Origin of the sequence: Pseudomonas sp. JAI115 (assembly GCF_014200835.1) — a bacterium.
GTDB lineage: Bacteria > Pseudomonadota > Gammaproteobacteria > Pseudomonadales > Pseudomonadaceae > Aquipseudomonas > Aquipseudomonas putida_A.
The window spans coordinates 515,636-541,623 of the sequence record NZ_JACHCY010000003.1; the positions used below are offsets into that span (position 1 = coordinate 515,636).

Below are 25,988 nucleotides of genomic sequence, written 5' to 3' on the forward strand. Positions count from 1 at the left end.
GATCAGGTGCGCCGGGCCTGGTTAATGAGGACGGGGCGGGAGGCGTTACTGCACGGCTTCGATTTTCTTGATCAGGTCGGCGTACTTCGCACCGTACTTTTCCCGCACCGGTGCGGTGGCGTCGTAGAAGGGTTTCTTGTCGACCTCGATGAACTCGACGCCAGCGGCCTTGAGTTTTTCTTCGCTGGCAGCGGACTTCTTGTCCCACAGCACGCGCTCTTCAGCCTGGGCAGCCTTGGCGGCGGTCTTGACCAGCGCCTGTTGATCCGGGGTGAGTTTTTCCCAGGTGATTTTCGACATCACAATCGGCTCTGGCAGGATCAGGTGACCGGTCAGGCTGTAGAACTTGGCGTTCTGGAAGTGGTTGTGTTCGAGCAGGGTCGGCGGGTTGTTTTCCGCGCCGTCGATCACGCCGGTCTGCAAGGCGCTGAAGATTTCCCCAGTGTCCATGGCGATACCGTTTCCGCCCATGGCGTTCATCATGTCGATGAACATCGGGTTGCCCTGGACACGAATCTTCATGCCCTTGAGATCTTCGAGCTTGCGTACCGGTTTCTTGGTGTAGACGTTGCGCGTGCCGCCGTCCATCCAGGCCAGAGCCACGAGGCCGAATTCGGAGTTGGTGATTTTGTCGAGGATCTCGTCGCCCACTGCGCCGTCGATGACGTTACGCATGTGTTGATGGTCGCGGAAGATGAACGGCATATTGAACACGTTCACATCCGGCACTACCGGGCCGACGATACCCAGGCTGACGCGAGACAGCTGTACCGCGCCGACTTGCATCTGCTCGATGACTTCCTTTTCAGAACCCAGCACACCCCCGGGAAAGTATTGGAAGGTCAGCTCGCCGTTGGTTTCCCGGGTCAGGGTCTTGCCCATGTTTTCTTCGGCCACCACGGTGGGATAACCGGCGGGATGGATGTCAGCGAATTTGAGTTGCAGGGCCTGGGCGGCGCCAGTGAAGGTGAACATCAGCGGGAGTGCAGCGGCCAGCAAGGTGCGTTTGAAGTTCATGGGGGTGAGTCTCCAGTCTTGTTATTGTTGTGTTCAAGGCGCAGCGGTGCAGCAGAGGCGGGTGTTACAGGGAATCGTCAAACAGTGGTTCTTCCAGGCCTTTGACTCCGGGATTGAGGGCGAACACGCCGCCGGCCAGGGATTGCGGATCGCGATCGTCGCCGGGACGAATCGAGGTCACGAAGAGGGTGTCCAGGCGGCTGCCGCCGAAGGCACACATCGTCGGTTTCTTCACCGGCACTTCCAGCGAGAAATCGAGGCGGCCGTCCGGGGCAAAACGGTGAATCAGGCCGGCGTCGTTGGCGCAGATCCAGTAGCAGCCTTCGGCATCCACGGCAGCGCCATCCGGCCGGCCGGGGAAGTGGTTCATGTCAACGAAGATCCGCCGATTCGACGGGGTGCCGGTCTCGGTGTCGTAATCGAAGGCCCAGATCAATTGCACGTGCGGATGTGAATCGGACAGGTACATCGTCTTGCCGTCAGGGCTGAAGCCGAGGCCGTTGGGCACGATGAAGCCGTCGAGTTGCGCTTCGATCACGCCAGACTGCCCGGCGCCGTAGCGGTAGAGCCGGCCTTCGGATGCGTTCAGGCCCATGTTCAGCACCATGCTGCCAGCCCAGAAACGACCCTGGCGGTCGCAGCGACCATCGTTGATGCGCATGTCTGCTCGGCTGTGCTCGACGGTGGCGAGCCATTCGCTGTCGAGGCTGCCGTCGCTGTGCGGGTGCAGATGAAAAAAGCCGCTCTCCATGCCGGCAACCCAGCCGCCACCGCTGTGACGGGCGATGCAGGCGAGCATTTCAGGGGTTTTCCAGGCATGCACATGGCCGGTGTCAGCGCTCCAGCGTTGCAGCCCGCCGTTGGGAATATCGACCCAATACAGCGCGTTTTCCTGCGGCACCCAGACCGGGCTTTCGCCCACGGCGTTGCGCGCATCGACGATCAATTCGGCTTGCATACTCATTCCTTTGCGTCGTTGGCAGAGTGGTCAGTCGCCGAAGGGGCCGGCCGCGACGAACGCGCCACCCTGATAGATCCGCGCCGGGTCATCAGCGGCGGGCATAGGCTGCGCTTCGACTTTTTCGCGGAACACTTCGGAGCTGTCCTTGGCTTCAAAACCGAGGTGGCTGGCGAAGCGGTTGTCCCACCAGACGTCCTTGTTGGCGGACATGCCGTAGACCACGGTATGGCCCACGTTTGGCGTGTACAGCGCGCGCTCGAGCAATTGCGTGAGGTCGTCGAAGCTCAGCCAGGTGTGCATCATTCGGCGGTTCTGCGGCTCGGGGAACGAGGAGCCGATGCGGATGCTGACGGTCTCGATGCCGTAGCGATCAAAGTAGAAACTGGCCATGTCTTCGCCGTAGGACTTGGACAATCCGTAGTAGCCGTCGGGGCGGCGGGCGCAGCTGGCGTCGAGCGGCTCGTCCTGTTTGTAGAAGCCGATGACGTGGTTGGAACTGGCGAAGATCACGCGCTTCACACCATGGCGGCGAGCAGCTTCGTAGATGTGAAAGACACCGCAGATGTTGGCGCCGAGGATTTCTTCGAAGGGCCGCTCCACGGAGACACCGCCGAAATGCAGGATTGCGTCGACGCCTTCGACCAGTTGGTGCACTGCCTGTTTGTCGGCAAGGTCGCAGGGGACGATTTCTTCGCGATCATCAACGGCCGGGGCGAGGGCGGCGATGTCCGACAGGCGCAGGACATGGGCATAAGGGCGCATACGTTCGCGCAGGACTTTGCCCAGGCCACCGGCAGCGCCGGTCAGCAGCAGACGGTTGAACGGGGCGCGGGGAATAGAGGTAGACGTCATGGCAATCCCTTACACGTTGTTATTAGGTTTGTTGTAGGTTGTCGTATGACTGCACTGAAGTATCGGTAGGCTTTCCGGAACTTGTCAACGCGACTTTTGGGGTAAATGACGGAAGGGGCTCATTCACTTTTCAATCACCGCGACGCCTTCGTTGCAATGCAATCCCCTTGTGGAAGCGGGCTTGCTCGCGAAAGCGGTGTGTCATTGAAAGATGAATTGACTGACCCGACGCATTCGCGAGCAAGCCCCCTCCCACAGGGAAACCCGGTGTGAGGACTGGCTTTACAACAACGAAATCGGATAGCTGATAAAGACCCGGTTCTCGTCGAACTCATTGGTGCTGAAGTCCCGCCGTATCGTCGCGTTGCGCCATCTCACGTTGAGGTTTTTCAGCGGCCCGCTCTGCACGGTGTATCCCAGTTCCGACTCGCGACCCCATTCCTTGCCGTCGGTGATCGTCCCGGTGTGCACGTTGTCGCCGCTGATGTAACGGTTCATCAGGGTCAGGCCGGGAATGCCGAGGGCAACGAAGTTGTAGTCATGCCGCAACTGCCAGGAGCGCTCTTTGGCGTTGTCATAACTGGCGTTGTAGCTGTCGTTGGCCAGGGTGCCGCCGCTGGTGCCGTTGACCCGCATCCACGCGTCATCGCCGCTGAGTTTTTGCAGGCCGACATAGAAGGTGTTGCCGCCATAGCGGGCCGACAGCATGGCAAATGCAGTCTTGTTATCGAGGTCGCCGGCCTGGGCGCTGCCGTCTTCCTTGCCGGTGAAGAAACCGAGGTTGGCGCCCAGCGTCCAGTCGCCCAGCGGTTGGCTGTGGCTGAGGTTGAAATACTGCTGCTGGTAGATGTCGCTGAGTTCGGCGTACCACACGCCGACCAGAGTGCGCTTGTCGTTGAAGGTGTACTCGCCGCCGCCGAAGTTGAAACGGTCGGAGGTGAAGGCGCCGCGGCCGTTCATCGACATGTCTTCCATGCTGGCATCGTTGCGCGGGCTGTTGCCACGGAACTGCCCACCGTAGAGGGTCAGGCCGTTGATTTCGGTGGAGGTGATCTGGCCACCGCGAAAGGTCTGCGGCAACGAGCGGCCATCGTCCGAGCGCAGGATCGGCAGCACCGGCATCCATTCGCCAACCTTCAATTCGGTCTTCGACACCTTGGCCTTCAGCGCCACGCCGAGGCGACCGAAGTTGTCCGCCGGACGCCCGTCATCGTGAATCGGCAACAGTTGCGTACCGCCGGTGCCCTTGCCGCCATCGAGTTTTTGCGAATACATCCCCAGCACATCGAGACCGAAGCCGACGGTGCCTTGGGTGAAGCCGGATTTGGCATCAAGGATGAAGTTTTGCGTCCACTCTTCAGCCTTGCCCTGCGGGTAGTTCGGGTTGACGAAGTTGCGATTGAAGTAGGCGTTGCGCAGGTTCAGCGTGGCTTTGCTGTCTTCGAGGAAGCCTTCGGCGTCGGCGCTCATCGGCAAAACCAGGGCGAGGCTGCTGCAGCCGATCAAACTCAGGGTGGAACACGGGCGGGGGAAGGAAATACGGGACATGCGAACGGAATTGCAGACGAGTGTGCTCACTGTGACGCTCCCTGTTGTTGTTTTTATTATTTGTCATACGTCGTCGTACAATATGGTTGCGGATAGTTGCGAGGTTTTCCGCAAAAGTCAACAGGGCTTGTTACGATTATTTTGCGCGATTTGGCAGCCCTCCAAATGCTGCGAAGAGGGCTGTTTTCGGCGGGTTTACCGGTTATAGAGCGCCTCTGTGTTGTCGATCAGCGGGTTTTTCTCGGTCAGGACGATCCGGGCGATCTGGTCCTTGCGCATGAAACTCACCTTCGGATGCGCCTGCGCATAACGAATGAACCGCTCCATCGCCTCGACCATCGCCGGAGTGCCGCCGATGCGGTCGTGCAGGCTCACCGACATCATCCGCCGCTTGCTCGCGCCTTCCGCGTACAGGCGATCAAATTCCAGCACCAATTGCTGATAGAACTGCTCGGCGGAGAAATGCCGACCCTCGATCAACACGATGTCGTTGTTGCGCAAGGTATACGGCACCACGGCGAATTTGCGCCCACGGACCATGGTCACGAACGGTTCGTCGCGGCTGACATCATCGATGTGGTAGGTGAAGTTGAGGTCTTGCAGGACCTTCAGCGTGTTGGGGCTGCGCCGCAACCAGTTGGCGTTGTAGCCCACCGAGCGCTGGCCGGTAAGTCTCTCGACCGCGCTGACACCGTCGCCGATGAACTGTTTTTCCTGGTCGTAACCCATGTTGTAGGAATCGGCCCAGCGCATGCCATGGGCTGCCAGTTCGTGGCCACGCTCGGCAATCGCTTTCGCCAGTTCCGTGTGCTTGAGCGCCGCTTCGCCGACTACATGCGAGGTGACCTTGATCCCGGTGCGATCCCACAGGTCGAGCATCCGCCACAAGCCTTCTTTGTAGCCATAATCAAACCAGGTCTGCGCCGGCAGATCAGGGTAACCCTTGGGCAGTGGGCTGCCGGAGAACGGACTTTCTGCCCCCTCGGGCTGGCCGCCGGTTTCGAACTGCATCGACACTGAAATCACCAGTTGCGAACCGTCCGGCCACGGGCGTTCCTGGGCGAAGGCGAGGGCGGGCAGCAACAGGGCGGCGGCCAGAAGGTTTTTCAGCAGGCGTAGGGAGCGTTGCCGGTGGGGCGTGGTCATAACGGGCACCTTGCAGGTTGAGAAGGGCTGCAAGGGTGGCAGCTGCCCGGCGCGGGAAAAATCCGTTGCGGGCGAGAGGACCTTTAAACAGAATTTACGAATCCGCCGCGAACCCTGTGGGGGCGGGCGTGCCTGCGATAACGGTCTGCCAGTCACCCTGTTGCCGAGCGGACTGCCGTCATCGCCGGCAAGCCAGCTCCCACAGGATTGTGGGTTTGCCGCAGGATTTGCGGCAAACTCCCGGCAACACAAGCACAAGGCCTTTCAATGGATCGATACGCCCCGCGCAACTGGCAGCCTCACGAGAAGCCCAGTCTGCCCGGTTCCCCCTCGACGCCGCTGCACTCCAACCCCAAGCGCCTGGCCTATGCGCTGGTCGGGCTGCTGGTGGCGGTGACCGGTGGTTTGGGTAACTCGCTGGTGGTCGCCAACCTGCCTTACCTGCAAGGCGCGCTGGGCGCGACCACGGCGGAGATGGCCTGGCTGCCAGCTGCGTACGTGATGACCAACGTGTCGATGAACCTGCTGTTGGTGAAGTTTCGCCAGCAGTTTGGCCTGCGTGCATTCACCGAAGTGTTTCTGGTGCTGTATGCGCTAGTGACGTTCGGTCATCTGTTCGTCAACGACTTGAGCTCGGCCATCGCGGTGCGGGCGGCGCACGGCATGGTCGGTGCGGCGCTGAGTTCGCTGGGCCTGTATTACATGGTTCAGGCGTTTCCGGCCAAATGGCGGTTGAAGGCGCTGGTGCTGGGCCTCGGTGCCTCGCAACTGGCCCTGCCGCTGGCGCGCCTGTTCTCCGAAGACTTGCTGCAGATTGCCGAATGGCGCGGTTTGTACCTGTTCGAATTGGGCATGGCCTTGCTGTCGCTGGGCTGCGTGCTGTTGCTCAAGTTGCCGCCCGGTGATCGCTTCAAAACCTTCGAGCCGCTGGACTTTCTGACCTTCGCCATTCTCGCCAGCGGCGTGGCACTGCTTTGCGCGGTGCTGTCGCTGGGGCGCATCGACTGGTGGCTGGAGGCCAACTGGATCGGCTATGCGCTGGCGGCCTCGATTGCCCTGATCCTCGCGGGCCTGGCGATCGAGCACAATCGCAGCAACCCGATGCTGATGACCCGCTGGCTCGGCAGCGGCACGATGATCCGTCTGGCGCTGGCGGTGACCCTGATCCGCATGGTCACTTCGGAGCAATCCACCGGCGCCGTCGGTTTCATGCAGAACCTCAACATGGGTTATGAGCAGTTGCACAGCCTGTATGTGGTGATGCTGATCGGCAGCGTCGCCGGGCTGGCGACCAGCGCACTGACCATCGACCCCAAGCACCTGCTGATGCCGCTGATCATCTCGCTGGCGCTGATGGCGACCGGTTCGGTGATGGACAGTTTTTCCAACAACCTGACCCGTCCGCAAAACCTGTATTTCAGCCAGTTTCTGCTGGCCTTCGGCAGCACGTTTTTTCTGGGACCGACCATGGTGTTCGGCACCCGCAACGTGCTGACCAATCCGCGCAATCTGGTGAGTTTTTCGGTGTTGTTCGGGATCTGCAACAACCTCGGCGGCCTGCTCGGCGCGGCGTTGTTGGGCACGTTCCAGATCGTGCGCGAGAAATTCCATTCCAGTCACCTGGTCGAGCACCTGACGCTGTCCGATCCGCTGGTGGCCGCCCGCGTACAGAGCGGCGGGTCGGCCTATGGCTCGTTGCTGGCCGACCCGAGCCTGCGCAATCTGGCCGGGATTCGCAGCCTGTCCAACGCGGCCACTCGCGAAGCCAACGTGCTGGCCTATAACGATGTATTCATGCTGATCGCCGTGATTGCGGTGCTGACCATGATCTGGCTGTCCATTCGTGCGCTGTGGCTGATGAGCACCACCAAAGCCGTCGACCCAGCGCCTTCCGTACCTCCTGACGGTGCTTCCAATTCATGACCGAACCGACCACCACAACCACAAATGCCATCGCCGCCACCCCGGAAGGCGTGGCACCGCCGTCCTCGCCGAACACCGAGCCACGCTCGTTGCGGGTGCGGATCATCTCGTCGCTGGGCTTTGCCGCGATTGCCATCGTCGGTGTGCTGATCGTGCTCTACGCCTGGCAGTTGCCGCCGTTCAGCAGTGCGGTCGAAACCACTGAAAACGCCCTGGTGCGTGGCCAGGTGACGATCATCGGCCCGCAGCTCAGCGGTTACGTGTTCGAGGTGCCGGTGCAGGATTTCCAGTACGTGAAGGCCGGCGACCTGCTGGTGCGCCTGGATGACCGGATTTATCAGCAGCGCCTCGACCAGTCGCTGGCGCAACTGGCGGTGCAGAAGGCCGCGCTGGCCAACGTGGTGCAGCAACGCAACAGCGCCGAAGCGACGATCAAACTGCGTCAGGCGGTGGTGGCCGACAGCGAAGCGCAGTTGCGCAAAAGCGAGGCGGATCTGCGCCGTAACAAGGAGCTGGTGAGTGACGGCTCGGTGTCGAAACGCGAGATGGACGTGACGCTCGCGGCCAATGCGCAGAGCATTGCGGCGGTGGCGGAGGCCAAGGCCAATCTGGAAATCGCCCGGCAGGATCTGCAGACGGTGATCGTCAATCGCGGTTCGCTGGAAGCCTCGGTGGCCAGCGCTGAAGCGGCGGTGCAACTGGCGCGGATCGACTTGTCGAATACGCGCATCGTCGCCCCGCGTGACGGCCAACTCGGGCAGATCGGCGTGCGCCTCGGCGCTTACGTCAACTCCGGTGCGCAACTGATGGCGTTGGTGCCGAACCAGAAATGGGTGATCGCCAACATGAAGGAAACCCAGATGAACAATGTGCGCGTCGGGCAGCCGGTGCGCTTCACCGTCGATGCGCTGAACCACCGCAAGTTCACCGGCCATGTGCAGCACATTTCGCCCGGCACCGGTTCGGAATTTGCCCTGTTGCAGGCCGACAACGCCACCGGCAACTTCGTGAAAATCGCCCAGCGTGTGCCGGTGCGGATCACCATTGATAAGGGGCAGCAGGAAGAGGAACGCTTGCGCCCGGGGATGTCGGTGGTGGTCAGCATCGACACCGCGGCGGGTGACACACAACCGCATTGACCTGCGCAGATCAAAAATGTGGGAGCGGGCTTGCTCGCGAAAGCGGTGTGTCAGGCGATATTTTCGTATCTGATACACCGCCTTCGCGAGCAAGCCCGCTCCCACAGTCTGATTGGGTTTATCCAGCAATCATCGGCGGCAGGGTACCGAGCAGGGAGACCGCAGCAACAGCCCCCATCCCCAACAACCACTCCAGCACCACACTGCGTTTGAGCGCGCCCATCCGCTGTTCGCAATCATCAATCCGCAAGCGATTGAACAGCGCCAGCGCGAGCATGCCCAGCACCAGCAAGGCCTTGATCAGCAGAATCAAGGCAAACCCTGCAAAGAGCGGCGTCGGCCACCATTGCCCGGTCAGCACGCGCACGTTGATCAACCCGGTGATCAGAAGGCCGCCAACGATCGCATAACCGACACCGCTGAAGCGTTGCAGGATCCGCCCCATCGCTGTGCTCGGCTGACGCAGGATCAACACCAATAGCAACAAGCCGCCCAGCCATGCAGCGACGCAGGTCAGGTGAACGATCTGGTTGAGGATCAGCAGTTGCCCGCTGAGGCCGTCGAGCATCGCGCCGTGACCGACCGGCGCCAGGGTCGCCAAGAGCAGCGCGCTCAAGCCCAGGCGCAGCAGCACATTCGAACGCCACGGCGTGAACAGCAATGCCAGCAACAGCGCGTTGATCAGCAGATGCCAGCGCCAGACGTGGCCGAAAAAGGTGTTGCCGAGCACCACGCCAACAGTGTCCGGATCGAACGCTGCCGCCGCCGAACCGGCCATGCTCGCGGTGATCAACAGTGCCCAGGTGACACCGCTGACCAACGCAATCGCCGTCAGCCAGCGCGCCAGTCGCGCCAGATGCCGATCCAATGTCGGCACTGGTGCCTTGAGCAGCAACGGCCGGAACAACCAGGCGCCGAACAGCATCAACACCGCGCTGAAATGCACAAAGCGGCACAGCACCAGCGCTTCACTCATGAATTACTGACCAACCTTGAACTGGTAGGCGCCTTCGCTCTTGTGTGTGTCGACCGACACCGCGTGCCATTCGACTTTGTATTCACCGGCGGCGAGAGGTGCGGCGGGGGTGACGATCAAGGTTTTCTTGTCGCCTTCGGTGGTCAGCGGTTTGATCGCGACCGGGGCGCCGTCGTGGGTCAGGCTGACTTTGGTGAAACTGGCTTCGACGCCTTCAGAAAAGGTCAGGCGCAGATCAGCCGGTGCGGCGACGGTGCTGTCGGCGGCCGGGGTGGCACTTTTCAGGTGGGCGTGGGCGAGAACCGAAGATGCGGCGAACAGCGAAGCGAGCAGGGCAGTGGTGGTCAGGACGTTCTTGAACAGCATCGCGGATACCTCTGAGGCAGGACAAAGAAGCGCCAGTTTAGCCATGCACCGACCTTCATACGAAGTTTTGTTTGCAGCGGTCGCCCCGAGGCCAGAGCGGATGCTAGTCTTCAACAACGTCGTTGTCAGGGAGCCCTCATGGGCAATCACAAGATCGAGATCCGTCGCAGTAACGTCGAGAAAATCCTGCTGGCGGCGGAAAAAGTCTTCGCCGAAAAAGGCTTCGGCGGCACCGCCATGGCCGACATCGCCGCCGAAGTGCAACTACCGCGCTCCAACCTGCATTACTACTTTTCCACCAAGAGCGAACTGTACAGCGCGGTGCTGTTCGACCTGCTGGAAGTGTGGAAGCAGGATGCACTGTGCTTCGAGATGTTCGATGACCCACGGGTGGTGCTCAGCAGCTACATCCGCGCCAAGATGAACCACTCGCGCAGCCGGCCTTATGGTTCGAAAGTCTGGGCCAACGAGATCATCCACGGTGCCCCGACCTTGGGTGAAGCGCTGGATCTGAGCCTGTACGACTGGGCAAAAATGAAGGAGGCGAAGATCCGCCAGTGGGTCGAGGACAAACGGATTTTGCCGGTGGAGCCGTCGAGCCTGCTGTACATGATCTGGGCCTCGACCCAGCATTACGCCGACTTCGATCATCAGGTGAATATTTTGAACGAGCATCAGCCGCTGTCGGACATGCAGTTCGAGCGGGCGGTGCAGACGGTGACCAGTGTGATCTTGCGCGGGATCGGGTTGGAGCCCTGATATATGAGTGAAGCGGCTGGCCTCTTCGCGAGCAAGCCCGCTCCCACCGTTTTGAAATGCATTCCAAATGTGGGAGCGGGCTTGCTCGCGAAGGCGTCAGTTCAGACGCTACCTGCCCTAAGCTGAGACATGGTACGGATTCCTCGGATCATGATTCCAGTCCAGAAACGGCTTGCCGGTTTCCATCGGCACCATCTCGATACAGTCCGCCACCGGACAAGTGATCTGGCACAAGTTACACCCCACACACTCCTCATCGATCACTTCATATTTGCGCGTGCCGTCAGCCTGTTTCAGGCTGCTGATCGCCTGGTGTGAAGTGTCTTCGCAAGCAATGTGGCAACGCCCGCAACCGATGCACGCGTCCTGGTCGATCCTGGCGATCACCTGATAGTTGATGTCGAGGTACTTCCAGTCGGTGGTATTGCCCACTGCGCGCCCGGAAAACTCGGCGATGTTGGCGTAGCCTTGGCTGTCCATCCAGCGCGACAGCCCGTCCTTCATCTCCTCGACAATCCGGAAGCCATGCAGCATAGCCGCCGTGCACACCTGCACCGCGCCACTGCCCAGCGCGATGAACTCCGCCGCGTCACGCCAACTGCCGATGCCGCCAATGCCGCAGATCGGCAGGCCTTGGGTCTGCGGATCACGGGCGATTTCGGCGACCATGTTCAGCGCGATCGGTTTGACGGCCGAGCCGCAGTAACCGCCGTGGGTGCTCTTGCTGCCGACGGTGGGCAGGGCGACCATGTGTTCCAGGTCGACGCTGGTGATCGAGTTGATGGTGTTGATCAGCGACACCGCATCGGCGCCCCCGCGATGCGCAGCGCGGGCGGCGACACGGATGTCGGTGATGTTCGGTGTCAGTTTGACGATCACCGGTAGCGAGCAATAGGTCTTGCACCAGCGCGTCACCTGCTCGACGTACTCCGGCACCTGACCCACCGCTGCGCCCATGCCGCGTTCGGGCATGCCGTGCGGGCAACCGAAATTCAGCTCGATGCCGTCAGCACCGGTGGCTTCCACCAGCGGCAGGATGTGTTTCCACGATTCCTCGACGCACGGCACCATCAGCGAGACGATCAGCGCACGGTCCGGCCAGTCCTTCTTGACCTGTGTGATCTCGCGCAGGTTGATTTCCAGCGAGCGGTCGGTGATCAGTTCGATGTTGTTGATGCCCAGCACCTCGCGGTTGTTGCCGTAGTGCGCCGAGTAGCGCGACGAGACGTTGACCGCTGCCGGGTCCTCGCCGAGGGTTTTCCAGACCACACCGCCCCAACCGGCCTCGAAGGCGCGGACCACGTTGTAGGCCTTGTCGGTCGGTGGCGCGGAGGCCAGCCAGAACGGATTGGGCGCTTTGATGCCGGCGAAGACTATCGAGAGATCGGCCATTTATGCAGCCTCCACGTTGAGCATCAGTTGCGCGTTGATCGCCTCGGCGGCGAGTTTGCCGTGCTGTACGGCTTGCACGGTGAGGTCCTGATCGAGGCTGGTGCAGTCGCCACCGGCATACACGCCGGGAATGCTGGTGCGCAGGTTGTCATCGACCTGAATCCGTTCGCCCTGACGCTTGAGTTCACGGGCCAGCGGGTCGGCGAGGGCGCTGGTGTCGAAGGCCTGACCGATGGCTTTGAAGATCGCGTCGGCGGCCAGTTCGAAGGTCTCGCCAGTGGTTTGCAGGCGACCGTCGACCAGTTGTGTACGGGCGAAACGCATGCCGCGCACCTTGCCTTGCGCGTCGAGCAGCACTTCCTCCGGTTGCGCCCAGGTCAGCAGGCGCACCTGATTGGCTTTGGCGATGTCTTGTTCGTGACCGGTGGCGCCCATGTCCGCCGCGCCCCGGCGATATACCAGATTCACGTCACGCGCTCCGAGGCGGGCCATTTGCACGGCCATGTCGATCGCGGTGTTGCCGGCGCCGAGGACGATGCAGCGTTCGGCCAGTGGCAGTTGCGTCAGGTCATCGGCCTGGCGCAGTTCGCGGATGTAGTCGGTGGCGGCGAGCAGGCCGGGCGCGTCTTCGTGGGCCAGACCGAGCTGTTTGCTGACGTTGAGGCCGAGGCCGAGGAACACCGCGTCGAACTGCTGATGCAGCTCGCTGAGGGTCAGATTCTCGCCGAGTTTCTGTCCGTGGCGGATTTCGATGCCGCCGATCTGCAGGAGAAAATCCAGTTCTTTCTGCGCATAGTCATCGACCAGTTTGTACTTGGCGATCCCGTATTCATTGAGGCCACCAGCCTTCTCCCGTGCTTCGAAAATCACCACGTCATGCCCGTGCATCGCACTGCGGTGGGCGCAGGACAAACCCGCTGGCCCGGCGCCGACCACGGCGATGCGCTTGCCGGTGCTCGCCGCACGCTGGAACGGGTGCTCGGTGAAGTGCGCGTTGTCCACGGCGTAGCGTTGCAACAGGCCGATCAGCACTGGCGCGCATTCCTGGGCGTTGTTGCGCACGCAGGCTTGCTGGCAGAGGATTTCCGTCGGGCAGACCCGGGCGCAACTGCCGCCGAGGATGTTCGCCGAGAGAATTTTTTGCGCCGCACCGGGCACGTTGTCCTGATGGATGTTGCGGATGAACGACGGAATGTCGATTTCGCTTGGGCACGCGTTGACGCATGGCGCGTCGTAGCAATACAGGCAGCGCGAGGCTTCCAAATGCGCCTGTCGGGCGTTGAGCGGTGGCGCCAGATCAGTGAAATGGCCGGCGAGGGCGGCCGCGCTTTCGTGCGGGTGCGGGAGATGGTTCAGGGTCTCGATCACGGTTTTGTGCCTCACGGTTATTGAGGTTCTCTGCCTCTGATGGGCAGTGGTTTTTGTGGTGTCTGAACTGGCGCTATCGCGAGCAGGCTCACTCCTACAATTGGAATGCGTACATCTGTAGGAGTGAGCCTGCTCGCGATGAGGCCGAAGGCCTCGCTTTAGCGCTTAACGGCAGTCGGGCGATGTTGCTCAGCCCGCTTGCTCAGCAAGTCAAACACCGCGGGATACGCCGGCCGTTCGATGTACCGCCCGGCCCCGCGCTCGGCGCGCAGGTCGCCGTCGGCCCAGACCACTTTGCCTTGGCTGACGGTTTGGCTCGGCACGCCGCGCACGGTCTTGCCTTCGAAGATGTTGAAGTCCACCTGCTGATGGTGGGTCTTGGCGGAGATGGTGCGGGTGCCTTGCGGGTCCCACAGCACCAGGTCGGCATCGGCGCCGACGCGGATCGCGCCTTTGCGCGGGTAGAGGTTGAAGATTTTTGCGGTATTGGTGGAAGTGAGGGCAACGAAATCCTGCATCGACAAACGTCCGCTGTTGACCCCTTCATCCCACAGCACCGCCATGCGGTCTTCGATGCCGGCGGTGCCGTTGGGGATCTTGCTGAAGTCGTCGCGCCCGGCGGCTTTTTGCTCGGCGCAGAAGCAGCAGTGGTCGGTGGCGGTGGTGTGCAGATTGCCGTTTTGCAGACCATGCCACAGGGCTTCCTGATGGCCGCGCGGGCGGAACGGCGGGCTCATCACGTAACCGGCGGCGGTCTGCCAGTCCGGGTGCTGGTAGACGCTGTCGTCGAGCAGCAGATGCCCGGCCAGCACTTCGCCGTACACTGGTTGACCCTTGCTGCGGGCGTAGGTGATTTCGTCCAGCGCTTCCTTGGTCGAGACATGCACCAAGTACAGCGGCGTGCCGATGGTCTCGGCAATACGAATAGCCCGGCTCGCCGCTTCGCCTTCCACCTGCGATGGCCGCGACAGTGGATGCGCTTCCGGTCCGGTGATGCCCTGGGCCATCAACTTGCGTTGCAGGTGATAGACCAGCTCACCGTTTTCCGCATGCACGGTCGGCACCGCGCCGAGTTCCAGGCAGCGTTCAAAACTTGCCACCAGCGTGTCGTCGGCGGCCATTATCGCGTTCTTGTAGGCCATGAAATGCTTGAAGCTGTTGATCCCGTGATGGCTGACCAGCTCGGCCATTTCCTCACGTACTTGCTCGCTCCACCAGGTGATCGCGACGTGGAAGCCGTAGTCCGATGCCGACTTCTCGGCCCAGCCGCGCCACTGATGAAACGCTTCCATCAACGACTGCTGCGGATTGGGAATCACGAAGTCGATGATCGAGGTGGTCCCGCCAGCCAGACCCGCAGCGGTGCCGCTGTAAAAGTCTTCACTGGCCACGGTGCCCATGAAAGGCAGTTGCATGTGAGTGTGTGGGTCGATGCCGCCGGGCATCAGGTATTGGCCGCTGCCGTCGAGCACTTCGGCGCCGGCGGGAACATCCAGGTTCTGACCAATGGCTTTGATCACGCCGTCGGCGCAATAGACGTCGGCGCGATAACTTTCATCATGGGTAACAACGGTGGCGCCACGGATCAACAGAGACATTCCGAGTTCCTCGCAGGCATGACCGACTTGTGCCGGTTCTAAATGTTTTATTGATGTACAACGCTGATCGGCGTATTCCTGTCAGCGCTGTCAGGAATAGAAGCTAGTCGCAGTTTTGAAATTGATCAAGATTATTTTTTATAAGCTTATGACTGTTTTAACTCTATGAAAAATAACGTAAAAAAACATAAATCACCAAAATGGTGAGGCTGTTCACCATTTTGACGCACTTGACAGGATGGAAATATGAGCAAGATTTCCTATGTGAAATCAGCCGCTTGAAGTTGAGCTGCGGCTGATTGTCCGTGATGAAAAAAAGTGCAGTGCACCAGATTGAGTCCTGACAGTTCGGACAACTTGGCAAACGTTTGGCCTGAGCGTGCAGACAAGTTCGCGGACTCTTTCGGTGAATAATTAAAACCGAGCAATATCAGAAAGTTGCAATGTGTTTGAACCACGGCCCTACCGTTAAGCGGGGCACCCGGCACGTTTATTGATGCCGCCGCTGACACCATGGCCGGTACACGAAAGTTGTCAGTTCCTCCGGCCATCGTCCGGCTCGCACCCCGTGTGCAGCCGCCTGATGAGCAAAAAAATAATCAGAAGAACAGTGGAGCGGCCATGCAACAGAACAGATCGCAAGTGACCGAGCGCGACGGCTTGTTCGAACTCGAAGCCGGCAGTGACGTCCTCGACAGTCCCCGTTACAACCACGACATGGCACCGACCAAGGTGCGCGAACGAACCTGGAATAAATGGCACATCACCGCGCTGTGGGTCGGCATGTCGGTGTGCGTGCCCACTTACACCCTCGGCGGCGTACTTACCGCGTATTTCGGCCTGAGCGTCGGCGAAGCGCTGATGGCGATTCTGCTGGCCAACGTCATCGTGCTGATCCCGTTGACCCTCAATGCTTTCCCCGGCACCAAGTACGGCATTCCATTCCCGGTGCTGCTGCGCTCGTCGTTCGGCGTGCTTGGCTCCAACGTGCCGTGCCTGATTCGTGCACTGGTGGCGTGTGGCTGGTTCGGCATTCAGACCATGTTCGGCGGGCTGGCGATTCACCTGTTTCTCGGCTCGATCTTCGACGGCTGGAAATCCCTCGGCGGAACCGGCGAGGTGATCGGCTTCATGATCTTCTGGTCGCTGAATCTGTGGGTGGTGATCCGCGGCGCCGAGTCGATCAAGTGGCTGGAAACCCTGTCCGCGCCGTTGCTGGTGGCGGTCGGCATCGGCCTGCTGATGTGGGCGATGCCCAATGTGTCGATGACCGAGCTGCTGGCGATTCCACCCAAGCGTCCTGAGGGCGCGAGCGTGGTCAGTTACTTTGCCGCCGGGCTGACGGCGATGGTCGGCTTCTGGGCCACGCTGTCGCTGAACATTCCTGACTTCAGCCGTTACGCCAAGAGCCAGAAGGACCAGATCCTCGGGCAGATTTTCGGTCTGCCGCTGACCATGTTCCTGTTCGCTTCGCTGGGTGTGGTGATGACTGCCGCGTCGGTGAAACTGGTCGGTGTCACCGTGTCGGATCCGGTCAGCCTGATCGGCCATATCCAGAGCCCGCTGTGGGTGGCGGTGGCCATGGCGCTGATCATCATTGCCACGCTGTCGACCAATACCGCAGCGAACATTGTCTCGCCGACCAACGACTTCCAGAACATCGCGCCCAAGGTGATCAATCGCACCAAAGCGGTGTTGCTCACCGGCTTCGTTGGGCTGGCGTTGATGGCCCACGAGCTGCTGAAAAAACTCGGGCTGATTGTTTCCGATGTCAGCCTGGAAACCGTGTATTCAAACTGGCTGCTGGGCTATTCGAGCCTGCTCGGGCCGATCGCCGGGATCATGGTGGTGGACTATTTCCTGATCAAGAAACAGCAACTGGATCTGGCCGGGTTGTACCGCGACGACGTGTATCCGGCGTGGAACTGGGCCGGGTTTACCGCGTTTGGCGTGCCCGTGGTGCTGACCCTGCTGTCGCTGGGCAGCGATGCGTTCAGCTGGTTTTACAGCTACGGCTGGTTTACCGGTTCGGCGTTGGGTGGGGTGATTTATTACGGGTTGTGTTCGATGCGAAGCAGCCCCTCTGTTGTGAAATCTTCGGTGTGAGGAATGGCCCCTTCGCGAGCAAGCCCGCTCCCACAGGGTGAACGCATTCCAAATGTGGGAGCGGGCTTGCTCGCGAAGACGGCCTCAAATACACACAAGAACTGCCTGAAGAAACTCATAAAAAAACTGCCTGAGGAGATCAACATGAACGCAGCCGTAGACGTTCTGCAATCCACCCATCAGCACATCAACCGCGACCGCCTCTGGGCCTCGCTCATGGAACTGGCCAAGCTCGGTGCCACGGTCAAGGGCGGGGTCTGTCGCCTGGCCCTGACCGACCTCGACCGTCAGGCTCGTGACCTGTTCGTGCAGTGGTGCAAGGACGCCGGATGCAGCGTCACGGTGGATGAAGTCGGCAACATCTTCGCCCGCCGTCCCGGGCGCAATCCGAACCTGCCGCCGGTGATGACCGGCAGCCACATCGACACCCAGCCGACCGGCGGCAAGTTCGACGGCTGCTTCGGCGTGCTCGCCGGCGTCGAAGTGCTGCGCACCCTCAATGACCTCGGTGTGGAAACCGAAGCGCCGCTGGAAGTGGTGGTCTGGACCAACGAAGAAGGCTCGCGCTTCGCCCCGTGCATGATGGGCTCTGGGGTGTTCGCCGAGAAATTCACCCTTGAAGAAACTCTGGCCAAAGTCGATGCCGAAGGCGTCACCGTTGGCGAAGCGCTCAATGCCATTGGTTACGCCGGATCACGCAAAGTCAGCGGGCATCAAGTCGGCGCCTACTTCGAAGCACACATCGAACAAGGCCCGATCCTCGAAGACGAGCAGAAAACCATTGGCGTGGTGCTCGGCGCCCTCGGGCAGAAGTGGTTCGACCTGAAACTGCACGGCGTCGAAGCCCACGCCGGGCCCACGCCGATGCACCTGCGCAAGGACGCGCTGGTCGGCGCCTCGGTCATCGTTGGTGCGGTCAACCGCGCCGCCCTCGGCCATCAACCCCACGCCTGCGGCACCGTCGGTTGCCTGCAAGCCTACCCCGGCTCGCGCAACGTCATTCCCGGCGAAGTGCGCATGACCCTTGACTTCCGCCATCTGCAACCGGAGCGGCTGGATTCGATGATCAGCGAGGTGAAACAAGTCATTGAGGCGACCTGCGAAGAACACGGCCTGACCTATGAACTGACCCCGACGGCCGACTTTCCGCCGCTGTACTTCGAGAAGGGCTGCGTCGAGGCGGTTCGCGGCGCGGCAAAAGGTCTGGGCCTGTCGCACATGGACATCGTCAGCGGCGCCGGGCATGACGCGATCTTCCTTGCCGAACTCGGCCCGGCCGGGATGATCTTCGTGCCGTGCGAAGGCGGGATCAGCCACAACGAAATCGAGAATGCCGCGCCGGATGATCTGGCGGCCGGGTGTGCGGTGTTGTTGCGGGCGATGCTGGCGGCTTCGGCGATGGTGGCGGAGGGGCAGCGCGCGGCCTGACTTCACAGCGTCACGCAGATGTGCGACGTTGGCGCCCCTGAAAACTGCCAGGGACGCGCAATGTCGCACATCAAAGTGATCACCTCCGGCGCGTCCTATCTGGACATCGACGCCTACGCCTGCTGTATCGCCTACGCAGAATTGCTCAACCTGCAAGGCAGTCCCGCCCGCGCGGTCAGTAGCGCAAGACCCAACAGCAGCGTGTCGCCGACCGTTCTGAGTTGGGGCGCTGCTTTTCAGCGTTACACGCCGCAAGCAAACGACGAATTCGTGTTGGTCGATGTGTCCGACTATCACCACTTCGACCCGCTGGTGGTGCTCGACCAAGTGGTCGAGGTCATCGATCATCATCCCGGTTACGAGCCGTACTGGGCAGAGCGACTGGGTTCCGCCGCCGACATCCTCCCGATTGGTGCAGCGGCGACGCTGGTTTTTCAGCGTTGGCAAGCTGCTGGTCTGCTCTCGCGAATCAGCGAGCAAAGCGCGAAATTGCTGGCCACGGCAATCCTCGATAACACGCTTAACCTCACCGGGCAGATGACCTCTGAGGCGGATATTGAGGCTCATGAGGCATTAACGCAGCGGGCGAATCTGCCGGCAAACTGGCCCGAGCAGTATTTCCTCGAATGTCAGGCCGCCATCGAAGCAAACCTGCAGACCGCGTTGGCGGCGGATCTGAAGCGCTTCAAACCGGACAGCAACCTGCCGCAGGTCTTCGCACAGATGACGGTGTGGGACGCCGATGCGTTGCTTCACAAACATCGCAACGATATCGGTGGCTGGATGGTCGGGCAGGGCGATGACTGGTTGCTGAACGTCATCAGCATCCGTGACGGCAAGAGTTGTTTGCTGGCTGAGCCGCTGCTCAGCCAGCAGAAGCTGGATCGGTTGTTACCGCTGCAATGGCAGGCGGGCATGGCTGTTGTGAAACCGTCGATGTTGCGCAAGGAACTGCTGAAACTGGGGTTGAACATCAACCCGGTCTGACGCTGTGATCAACCGGGCCGGTCATTCTTGCCCGCTGTGCCCTGGCGTCGGTCGGGGCCGTTCGGGTTGCCGACATCCAGCAACCGTCGTTCGACCAGGACATTCTCCAGTGCCTGACGCTCGACCGGCGCCATTTGGTGTTCGCGCTTTTTCAGCTCCAGCAGAATCGGGCTGGACCAGGTGCGATAAGTCTGTTCGATGTTGCGACGCGACGTCATCAGTCTCTCCTTGATCAAGAGCCCGGTGGATCTGGCAGAGGCTCAATCCGATGAGGGGGTAACCTTAGTCGAGAATCCCGGAAGTCGCGAATGCACCGATTTTGTTGTGGCTGATTTGTTGCAGGTGAATTGATGACGCACGCATGTAGACGCGTTAAAGAAGCGATTTTCTTGTTCATTAATGGGATGAATCCAGAGACTTGACTGTAGGAGCGCCCCTATCTCTACCTTTGATCTAAAAAGCAGTTTCAAAATCTATCCTTGTCGGTGAGTATGGCGTCTATTTTTAAGCGCTCAGAAGTCGTTTCGGCGAATTTCCAATGGAGAAAATGGTTCATGACCATCATGATCGAGGGAGTGATCGCCAGCAAGATTGGCTTTGCTTCTCACCAAAATTCTGTCCCGGTCCTCAGAGAACTGACCGTACACAACGATGGTGAAGCTGATTACAGCGATCTTGAGCTGGAGCTTGTCGCGGACCCTCCCTTCCTTGAAAGCAAGACTTGGCGTCTGGATCGATTAAACAAAGAGTCGACGCTACATATTTCAGAACGGAATTTGAAACTGAATGCCGCTTATCTCGCCGATCTGACGGAAAGTCTCAGCGCGACCCTTGCGCTGCGCCTATGTTGCAAAGGTGAAGTTCTCAATAGTCAAATCTTCCCGGTTGAGCTTTTGGCACGAAATGAGTGGGGTGGCGTTAACTCGATGCCAGAGCTGCTGCCGGCGTTTGCAATGCCAAATGACCCTGCGGTAGATCGGATACTCAAATCTGCTTCTGATGTTCTGCGCCGAGCTGGCAAGCCATATGGCATCAACGGTTATGAAAGTAAGTCCAGAACCAGAACTTGGGAGCTCACGTCAGCAATATGGTCTGCAGTCTGCGGACTTAAATTGAGCTACGCATTGCCACCGGCAAGCTTTGAGACTCACGGTCAGAAAGTCAGAACTCCGAGCCTAATATTGGAGGGCGGTGTTGCAACATGCCTGGATACAGCATTGCTTTTTGCCGCAGCACTGGAGCAAGCCGGACTGAACGCACTATTGTTGCTGACGAAAGGTCATGCTTTTGCAGGTGTCTGGTTACAGCCTCAGGAGTTTTCTCAACTGATTACAGATGAGGCTTCCGCAGTACGAAAGCGTATTGATCTGAAAGAGGCTCTCGTATTTGAAACCACTCTGGCGACGCAATTTCCTGTCCCAGGTTTCAGTCAGGCGATCAGTACTGCTGAAAGACAGGTCAACGATGATGACTTCATCATGGCCATTGATATGCATCGAGCACGCATGCAGCGCATCCGTCCTTTGGCAACGTCAATCCCCGTGTCGAAATCAGATGTGATTCAAGAGTCGGAGGCACCACTCGAGGCATTGGAGATTGCGCCACAATTGCCGGGCTTTGACGTAGAGACTCTTACTGAGTCAGAAACTCCCGCCGGTAAGCTGACGCTGTGGCAACGCAAGCTTCTCGATCTGACTACTCGAAATCGACTTCTACATCTGCCGGATAGTGCTAAAGGCGTTCGCTTGATTTGTCCTGAACCCGCTGAGCTAGAAGACCAGCTGGCCAGTGGCAAGCGCATCAGGATCGTGTCAATACCGGATCTGGAGGCTGGAGGTAGAGATGCGGCACTCTATGAGCAACAAAATCGAGAGTCGCTCAGGGATGAATACGCTCGCAGTGCATTGTCTCGTGGCGAGGTACTTGCCACCCTTGAGAAAACTAAGCTCGAAGTAGCGCTGATTGACCTGTACCGGAAAGCTCGAAGTGATCTTGATGAAGGCGGAGCCAATACTCTCTTTCTTGCACTCGGCTTTTTAAAGTGGAAAAAGTCGGCAGACGACCCAAAAACCTATTCCGCTCCTTTAATTTTGCTACCCGTAAAATTGGATCGTAAAAGTGCGTTGTCCGGCGTGACGATGACTTTGCTTGAGGATGAGCCTCGCTTCAATTTGACCCTGCTCGAACTGCTACGACATGACTTTGAACTCGTTATTCCGGGGCTTGAAGGTGAACTTCCCTCCGACGAAAGTGGCATTGATGTCACTGGGATCTGGAATACAGTGCGTCGTGCCATCAGAGACGTGCCGGGCTTCGAAGTCACCACGGAGCTCGTGCTGGGAACGTTCTCCTTCGCGAAATATTTGATGTGGCAGGATCTGGCTGCTCGTTCTGAACAGCTTTTGAAAAGTCCAATGGTCAAACATTTGCTGGAGAGAACTGTCGGCGGTGAAGGCTTTGCTACGTCGGGGGAGTTTCCGCAGCCTCACGAGTTGGATAGAAAAGTCAGCCCGGCCGATCTGTTCACACCGTTGCCGGCAGACTCCTCCCAATTGGCTGCAGTCGTTGCCTCCGCCAGTGGCTGTGATTTCGTTCTTGATGGACCTCCCGGTACCGGTAAGTCCCAAACTATCGCCAATATGATCGCTCACAACCTGGCCCTGGGTCGCAGGGTCTTGTTCGTAGCAGAAAAAATGGCCGCTTTGGATGTTGTCTATCGTCGGCTAGAAGAAAAGGGGCTAGGCGAATTCTGTCTTGAGCTGCACTCCAGCAAAACATCCAAGGTGGAAGTACTTAAACAACTGGAGCGGGCTTGGGATGTTCGCGACGCGTTGACCGCTGAAGAGTGGTCTTTAGAGACGGCAAAATTGCACAAACTACGAAATCGATTGAACGAAGTCGTAGGAACTTTGCATCGTCGGCAACCTAATGGATTAACAGTTCATCAGGCTATAGGACGTGTCGTACGAGATGGGCACGCCGCGTTGCCCCGTATTGCATGGCCAGAGGGAACGTCCCATGACGCGGATGATTACGCGCGGCTGCGTGATCTTGCCCGGCGACTTGACTTGAATAGTCAAGCTGCCCGAGATCTGTCAGATGACTTTTCGCTGATCGCTCCCATCGAATGGTCAAACGGCTGGCAAGAGTCGATTGCTGCGGTATCCAGAGAGTTGCCGGGAGTAATTGAACGGCTGAAGATAGCCTGCAACAACTTGTTGAAAGCCACCGATCTTCCTCTGGCGGTTACGAGCGGGGAGGATATAGCGCGTTTTTGCCAGTTTGTTGCGCTGTTGGTAGATACACACGGTATCGATCTCTCTTTTGCATTCACGTTGAATGCAAGTGCCAAGATCGTTGCGGCCAAGAAAGCTGTCCAGATCCTCACAAGTTACGAAGAGATTGAACAGTCTCTGTCGGTGCGTTATGCCTCAGAATCCTGCCGCACCATCAACCTCGAACAACTCAAAAGCGACTGGGAAACTGGCAAGACCAAGTTTTGGTTCCTTGCTACTTTGGCCAAGAAAAAGGTGGCTAAGAACCTCGCGGGGCAGGGCGGAGCGGTTGGACTTCCAAACGTTGAGCAGGATCTTGCCAAACTCTTCGAAATGCGCGATCTGCTCATCTCGCTGGACAGTTTATCTACAGACATAAACGCTGTGCCTGGATGGAGCGGGGTGTCAAGTGATCAATCCGCGATGGCAGTAGCTTGGGAACTCGCTGAACGCCTGCGGACCTTGATCAGCTCGAACGCAGAATCCCCTGAAGATCTTATTGCACTGCGGGGAGCCACGCAAAAGCTGGTCATTGAAGCCAATGAGCTATTGGGCGGGGGTGGTTTTATCGCAGCAGCGCTTCACCAGTTGAAAGATGCATTGGAAACGTTTAGTCAAATGAGCAAACGCTTCAATGAACTGAGTAATCGCCCGGTAGAGAGCAAATTGACCATTGAGTCATTGCTCGATGCGGCCAGTGCTATTTCTCGGCATGAGACGAAGCTGAAAGCTTGGTGCGATTGGTGTCGGGTGCGTGAAGAGGCAGTAGCGTCCGGGCTCCAACCGCTAAGTGATGCATTGGCAACCAAAGGGTTGCCAGAGGGCGGGACTGTAGACGCATTCGAAACATCTTATGCACGTTGGTTTGCAAGGGTGATGATCGACGCGGAACCGCTGCTTCGTAATTTCGTGCCGGCAGAGCACACTAGCGATATTGAGGCGTTTGTACGTCTGGATGAGGAGCTTTCAAAGCTTACTGTCCGATACATACGAGCGAAGCTTTGTGGATTGATCCCATCGAAAAACGAGATCGGCAAGCAAGGTGGTTTCGGCATCTTGAAGCACGAGCTGCAAAAATCACGTCGGCACAAACCCGTGCGACAGCTTGCTGTTGAGATGGGCGATGCCATGTCGAAACTCGCTCCTTGCATGCTGATGAGCCCTCTATCGATTGCGCAGTATCTACCAACAGATCTCGCGCTTTTTGACTTGGTGATATTCGATGAGGCATCCCAAATTGCGCCATGGGATGCAATCGGGTCAATCGCGAGGGGGAAGCAGGTGGTTATTGCGGGTGATCCCCGTCAGATGCCTCCAACCAATTTTTTCAATCGCGCCGCGTCTGCCGCAGAAGATGATACTGCTGAGGACATGGAGAGCATTTTGGATGAGTGTCTGGGCGCAGGTATCCCAAGTCATAGCCTCAGTTGGCACTACCGGAGTCGCCATGAAAGCTTGATTGCATTCTCGAACCATCGCTACTACGACAGCAATCTCATCACCTTCCCTGCGGCTGAAACGCGTGCCAGCGCTGTGGAGTGGCGACGTATTGATGGCGTCTACGCAAAAGGCAAGGGCAGGCACAATCAGGCCGAGGCCGAGGCCATCGTTATCGAGACTGTGAAGCGATTGATGGATCCGGCGTTTGTAGCGAGCGGTCATACTATTGGGATCATCACACTCAATAGCGACCAGCAAAGACTGATCAACGATCTGCTGGATAGGGCACGGCAACAGTTTCCGCAGATTGAGCCGTTCTTCCAGCATGACATTGCCGAACCCGTCGTCGTAAAAAACCTGGAGACAGTTCAGGGCGATGAGCGCGATTTGATCATGCTAGGTATCGGATATGGTCCAACCGAGCCTGGTGCGCAGGTTATGTCGATGAACTTCGGTCCATTGAACAAAGAAGGCGGATGGCGTCGTTTGAACGTGGCGATAACCCGTGCACGCAGGGAGATGATGGTTTTCTCCTCTTTTGATTCTTCGATGATTGATTTGAATCGCACCAACGCCCGAGCCGTTCGCGATTTGAAGCACTTCATTGAATTTGCCCAGAGAGGGCCAAGGGCTCTTGCCGAGGCAGTGCAGGGTTCAGTGGGCGGTTATGACTCGCCTTTTGAGGAAGCTGTTGCTCAAGAGCTGAGACGAAAAGGCTGGCAAGTCGTACCGCAAATAGGCGTGTCTCGTTTCCGAATTGATCTAGGTATTGTCCATCCTGACAGACCTGGCGATTATCTGGTTGGTGTTGAATGTGATGGTGCTACCTATCACAGTGCGGCGACCGCCCGAGATCGTGACAAGGTTCGTAGCGCAATCCTGCAAGGGTTGGGCTGGAAGCTGGTACGACTCTGGTCTACAGAGTGGTGGATTGATAAGTCTGGTGCACTGGATCGGTTGCATGCATCGCTTGAAGCTCTTTTGGAAGAGTCGCGTGCATCTGCTCTTGTTAGCAAAACGGTTGAGCAGGAATCTTCAATACCTCATTTGTCATTAGTGCATAGCGCTCCATTGGCAAATGACGTAGAGAAAGAGGAAATCGCTGTTGCATCCGAGGGTGATGCTTCTGGCGAACTACCTCCCGACCTCAAGATAGCGAAGTCGTTTGCATTGCAGGTCTCGCCAGCAATCAAAGATGAATATCGTGTCACCGACTTCACAAGCGTGGGTGACAGAATCAATGCAGAGGCGTTTTACTCTCCCGAATATGATTCAGTTCTTGCTGAATTGATTGCACATGTGTTGTTGCAAGAGGCTCCTGTCCTCGATTCAGTGTTGGTACAGCGCGTAGCCCGCGCACATGGTTTTCAACGCTCTGGGCGCCTCATTCGAGAGCGGGTTCTTGACCTGACAGAACAAAACCATCATTTGAAAAGTGATCCTGTGGATGGTCAATTTGTTTGGCATTCTGAAAATGATATTGCCGGTTGGAACAAATATCGAATACCTGCGACCTTGGGTGACGGCCGTTCGGTTGAGGAGATAGCCACGGAAGAGCTGCTGATGGTTGCCTCTTTAATCTCTGCTGGCGACATGCCTTTGGAGATCGCCAAAACTTTCGGCGTTAAGCGTCTGACCAGTGCCGCGCGTGAAAGGATAGAGCTAGCAATTAAGTCGATGTCAGATTTGTGATTTTTTAAAGCACTA

General features: G+C 58.7%; 18 protein-coding genes. 7 read left to right on the top strand and 11 right to left on the bottom strand.

Annotation, left to right across the window (positions count from 1 at the left end; translation table 11 throughout):
* Positions 1-45 precede the first annotated feature (45 nt).
* The 5 genes from HDC30_RS10320 to HDC30_RS10340 all read right to left on the bottom strand — a co-directional run bounded on the left by HDC30_RS10320 (position 46) and on the right by HDC30_RS10340 (position 5,524).
* Complete coding sequence (locus tag HDC30_RS10320) at positions 46-1,017, bottom strand: TRAP transporter substrate-binding protein (RefSeq protein ID WP_135295485.1); 972 nt, start codon at positions 1,015-1,017, stop codon at positions 46-48.
* Between the two features lie 64 nt (positions 1,018-1,081).
* A complete protein-coding gene (locus HDC30_RS10325; RefSeq protein ID WP_183782758.1) occupies positions 1,082-1,975 on the bottom strand; it encodes an SMP-30/gluconolactonase/LRE family protein in 894 nt (297 codons plus the stop codon).
* Positions 1,976-2,005: 30 nt separating this feature from the next.
* A complete protein-coding gene (locus tag HDC30_RS10330) occupies positions 2,006-2,830 on the bottom strand; it encodes an NAD(P)-dependent oxidoreductase (RefSeq protein WP_183782760.1) in 825 nt (274 codons plus the stop codon).
* A 282-nt stretch (positions 2,831-3,112) separates the two neighbouring features.
* Complete coding sequence (locus tag HDC30_RS10335; protein ID WP_183782762.1) at positions 3,113-4,408, bottom strand: OprD family porin; 1,296 nt, start codon at positions 4,406-4,408, stop codon at positions 3,113-3,115.
* A 165-nt stretch (positions 4,409-4,573) separates the two neighbouring features.
* Positions 4,574-5,524, bottom strand: coding sequence for a polysaccharide deacetylase family protein (locus HDC30_RS10340; protein WP_183782764.1), 951 nt, complete (start codon positions 5,522-5,524; stop codon positions 4,574-4,576).
* 267 nt (positions 5,525-5,791) lie between these two features.
* On the opposite strand from HDC30_RS10340, the gene HDC30_RS10345 reads away from it, so the two are divergent.
* Entirely contained in the window at positions 5,792-7,447 is a 1,656-nt protein-coding gene (locus HDC30_RS10345; RefSeq protein ID WP_183782766.1) for an MFS transporter, read from the top strand.
* Positions 7,444-8,586, top strand: coding sequence for an HlyD family secretion protein (locus HDC30_RS10350; RefSeq protein WP_183782768.1), 1,143 nt, complete (start codon positions 7,444-7,446; stop codon positions 8,584-8,586). The genes HDC30_RS10345 and HDC30_RS10350 overlap by 4 nt, the downstream gene beginning before the upstream one ends.
* A 118-nt stretch (positions 8,587-8,704) precedes the next feature.
* On the opposite strand, the gene copD is transcribed toward HDC30_RS10350, so the two are convergent.
* Positions 8,705-9,562: a copper homeostasis membrane protein CopD gene (copD, locus tag HDC30_RS10355; RefSeq protein ID WP_183782771.1), complete on the bottom strand. Its 858-nt coding sequence runs from the start codon at positions 9,560-9,562 to the stop codon at positions 8,705-8,707.
* Between the two features lie 3 nt (positions 9,563-9,565).
* Entirely contained in the window at positions 9,566-9,928 is a 363-nt protein-coding gene (gene copC, locus HDC30_RS10360) for a copper homeostasis periplasmic binding protein CopC (RefSeq protein WP_096795913.1), read from the bottom strand.
* Positions 9,929-10,066: 138 nt separating this feature from the next.
* On the opposite strand from copC, the gene HDC30_RS10365 reads away from it, so the two are divergent.
* Complete coding sequence (locus tag HDC30_RS10365) at positions 10,067-10,687, top strand: TetR/AcrR family transcriptional regulator (protein WP_027613201.1); 621 nt, start codon at positions 10,067-10,069, stop codon at positions 10,685-10,687.
* 117 nt (positions 10,688-10,804) lie between these two features.
* Here HDC30_RS10365 and preA read toward each other — a convergent pair whose 3' ends face one another.
* From preA to hydA, 3 genes are all read right to left on the bottom strand, one after another.
* Positions 10,805-12,079, bottom strand: a complete 1,275-nt coding sequence (preA, locus tag HDC30_RS10370) for an NAD-dependent dihydropyrimidine dehydrogenase subunit PreA (protein ID WP_183782773.1) — start codon at positions 12,077-12,079, stop codon at positions 10,805-10,807.
* A complete protein-coding gene (locus HDC30_RS10375) occupies positions 12,080-13,447 on the bottom strand; it encodes an NAD(P)-dependent oxidoreductase (RefSeq protein ID WP_183782775.1) in 1,368 nt (455 codons plus the stop codon).
* Between the two features lie 158 nt (positions 13,448-13,605).
* Positions 13,606-15,045: a dihydropyrimidinase gene (hydA, locus tag HDC30_RS10380; protein WP_183782777.1), complete on the bottom strand. Its 1,440-nt coding sequence runs from the start codon at positions 15,043-15,045 to the stop codon at positions 13,606-13,608.
* 621 nt (positions 15,046-15,666) lie between these two features.
* Here hydA and HDC30_RS10385 point away from each other — a divergent pair.
* The 3 genes from HDC30_RS10385 to HDC30_RS10395 all read left to right on the top strand — a co-directional run bounded on the left by HDC30_RS10385 (position 15,667) and on the right by HDC30_RS10395 (position 19,566).
* A complete protein-coding gene (locus HDC30_RS10385; protein WP_183782779.1) occupies positions 15,667-17,151 on the top strand; it encodes an NCS1 family nucleobase:cation symporter-1 in 1,485 nt (494 codons plus the stop codon).
* Between the two features lie 144 nt (positions 17,152-17,295).
* The gene (locus HDC30_RS10390) at positions 17,296-18,579 is read left to right on the top strand and encodes a Zn-dependent hydrolase (protein ID WP_183782781.1); all 1,284 of its coding nucleotides are present in this window, start codon (positions 17,296-17,298) and stop codon (positions 18,577-18,579) included.
* 69 nt (positions 18,580-18,648) lie between these two features.
* Positions 18,649-19,566 (top strand): DHH family phosphoesterase, encoded by a 918-nt coding sequence (locus HDC30_RS10395; protein WP_183782900.1) that lies wholly within the window; start codon positions 18,649-18,651, stop codon positions 19,564-19,566.
* Between the two features lie 8 nt (positions 19,567-19,574).
* Here the strand turns inward: HDC30_RS10395 and HDC30_RS10400 are convergent, their stop codons facing one another.
* The gene (locus tag HDC30_RS10400) at positions 19,575-19,784 is read right to left on the bottom strand and encodes a hypothetical protein (RefSeq protein ID WP_003224027.1); all 210 of its coding nucleotides are present in this window, start codon (positions 19,782-19,784) and stop codon (positions 19,575-19,577) included.
* 336 nt (positions 19,785-20,120) lie between these two features.
* On the opposite strand from HDC30_RS10400, the gene HDC30_RS10405 reads away from it, so the two are divergent.
* Entirely contained in the window at positions 20,121-25,973 is a 5,853-nt protein-coding gene (locus HDC30_RS10405; protein ID WP_183782901.1) for a DUF3320 domain-containing protein, read from the top strand.
* The last annotated feature ends 15 nt before the right edge of the window (positions 25,974-25,988 follow it).

Bases quoted from the DNA above. Each gene is read 5' to 3' on its own strand.
- HDC30_RS10385 (WP_183782779.1), top strand. From the start codon at position 15,667: ATGCAACAGAACAGATCGCAAGTGACCGAGCGCGACGGCTTGTTCGAA.
- HDC30_RS10350 (WP_183782768.1), top strand. From the start codon at position 7,444: ATGACCGAACCGACCACCACAACCACAAATGCCATCGCCGCCACCCCG.
- HDC30_RS10400 (WP_003224027.1), bottom strand. From the start codon at position 19,784: ATGACGTCGCGTCGCAACATCGAACAGACTTATCGCACCTGGTCCAGC.
- preA (WP_183782773.1), bottom strand. From the start codon at position 12,079: ATGGCCGATCTCTCGATAGTCTTCGCCGGCATCAAAGCGCCCAATCCG.
- copC (WP_096795913.1), bottom strand. From the start codon at position 9,928: ATGCTGTTCAAGAACGTCCTGACCACCACTGCCCTGCTCGCTTCGCTG.
- HDC30_RS10340 (WP_183782764.1), bottom strand. From the start codon at position 5,524: ATGACCACGCCCCACCGGCAACGCTCCCTACGCCTGCTGAAAAACCTT.
- copD (WP_183782771.1), bottom strand. From the start codon at position 9,562: ATGAGTGAAGCGCTGGTGCTGTGCCGCTTTGTGCATTTCAGCGCGGTG.
- HDC30_RS10405 (WP_183782901.1), top strand. From the start codon at position 20,121: ATGACCATCATGATCGAGGGAGTGATCGCCAGCAAGATTGGCTTTGCT.
- hydA (WP_183782777.1), bottom strand. From the start codon at position 15,045: ATGTCTCTGTTGATCCGTGGCGCCACCGTTGTTACCCATGATGAAAGT.
- HDC30_RS10320 (WP_135295485.1), bottom strand. From the start codon at position 1,017: ATGAACTTCAAACGCACCTTGCTGGCCGCTGCACTCCCGCTGATGTTC.
- HDC30_RS10325 (WP_183782758.1), bottom strand. From the start codon at position 1,975: ATGCAAGCCGAATTGATCGTCGATGCGCGCAACGCCGTGGGCGAAAGC.
- HDC30_RS10365 (WP_027613201.1), top strand. From the start codon at position 10,067: ATGGGCAATCACAAGATCGAGATCCGTCGCAGTAACGTCGAGAAAATC.
- HDC30_RS10390 (WP_183782781.1), top strand. From the start codon at position 17,296: ATGAACGCAGCCGTAGACGTTCTGCAATCCACCCATCAGCACATCAAC.
- HDC30_RS10330 (WP_183782760.1), bottom strand. From the start codon at position 2,830: ATGACGTCTACCTCTATTCCCCGCGCCCCGTTCAACCGTCTGCTGCTG.
- HDC30_RS10345 (WP_183782766.1), top strand. From the start codon at position 5,792: ATGGATCGATACGCCCCGCGCAACTGGCAGCCTCACGAGAAGCCCAGT.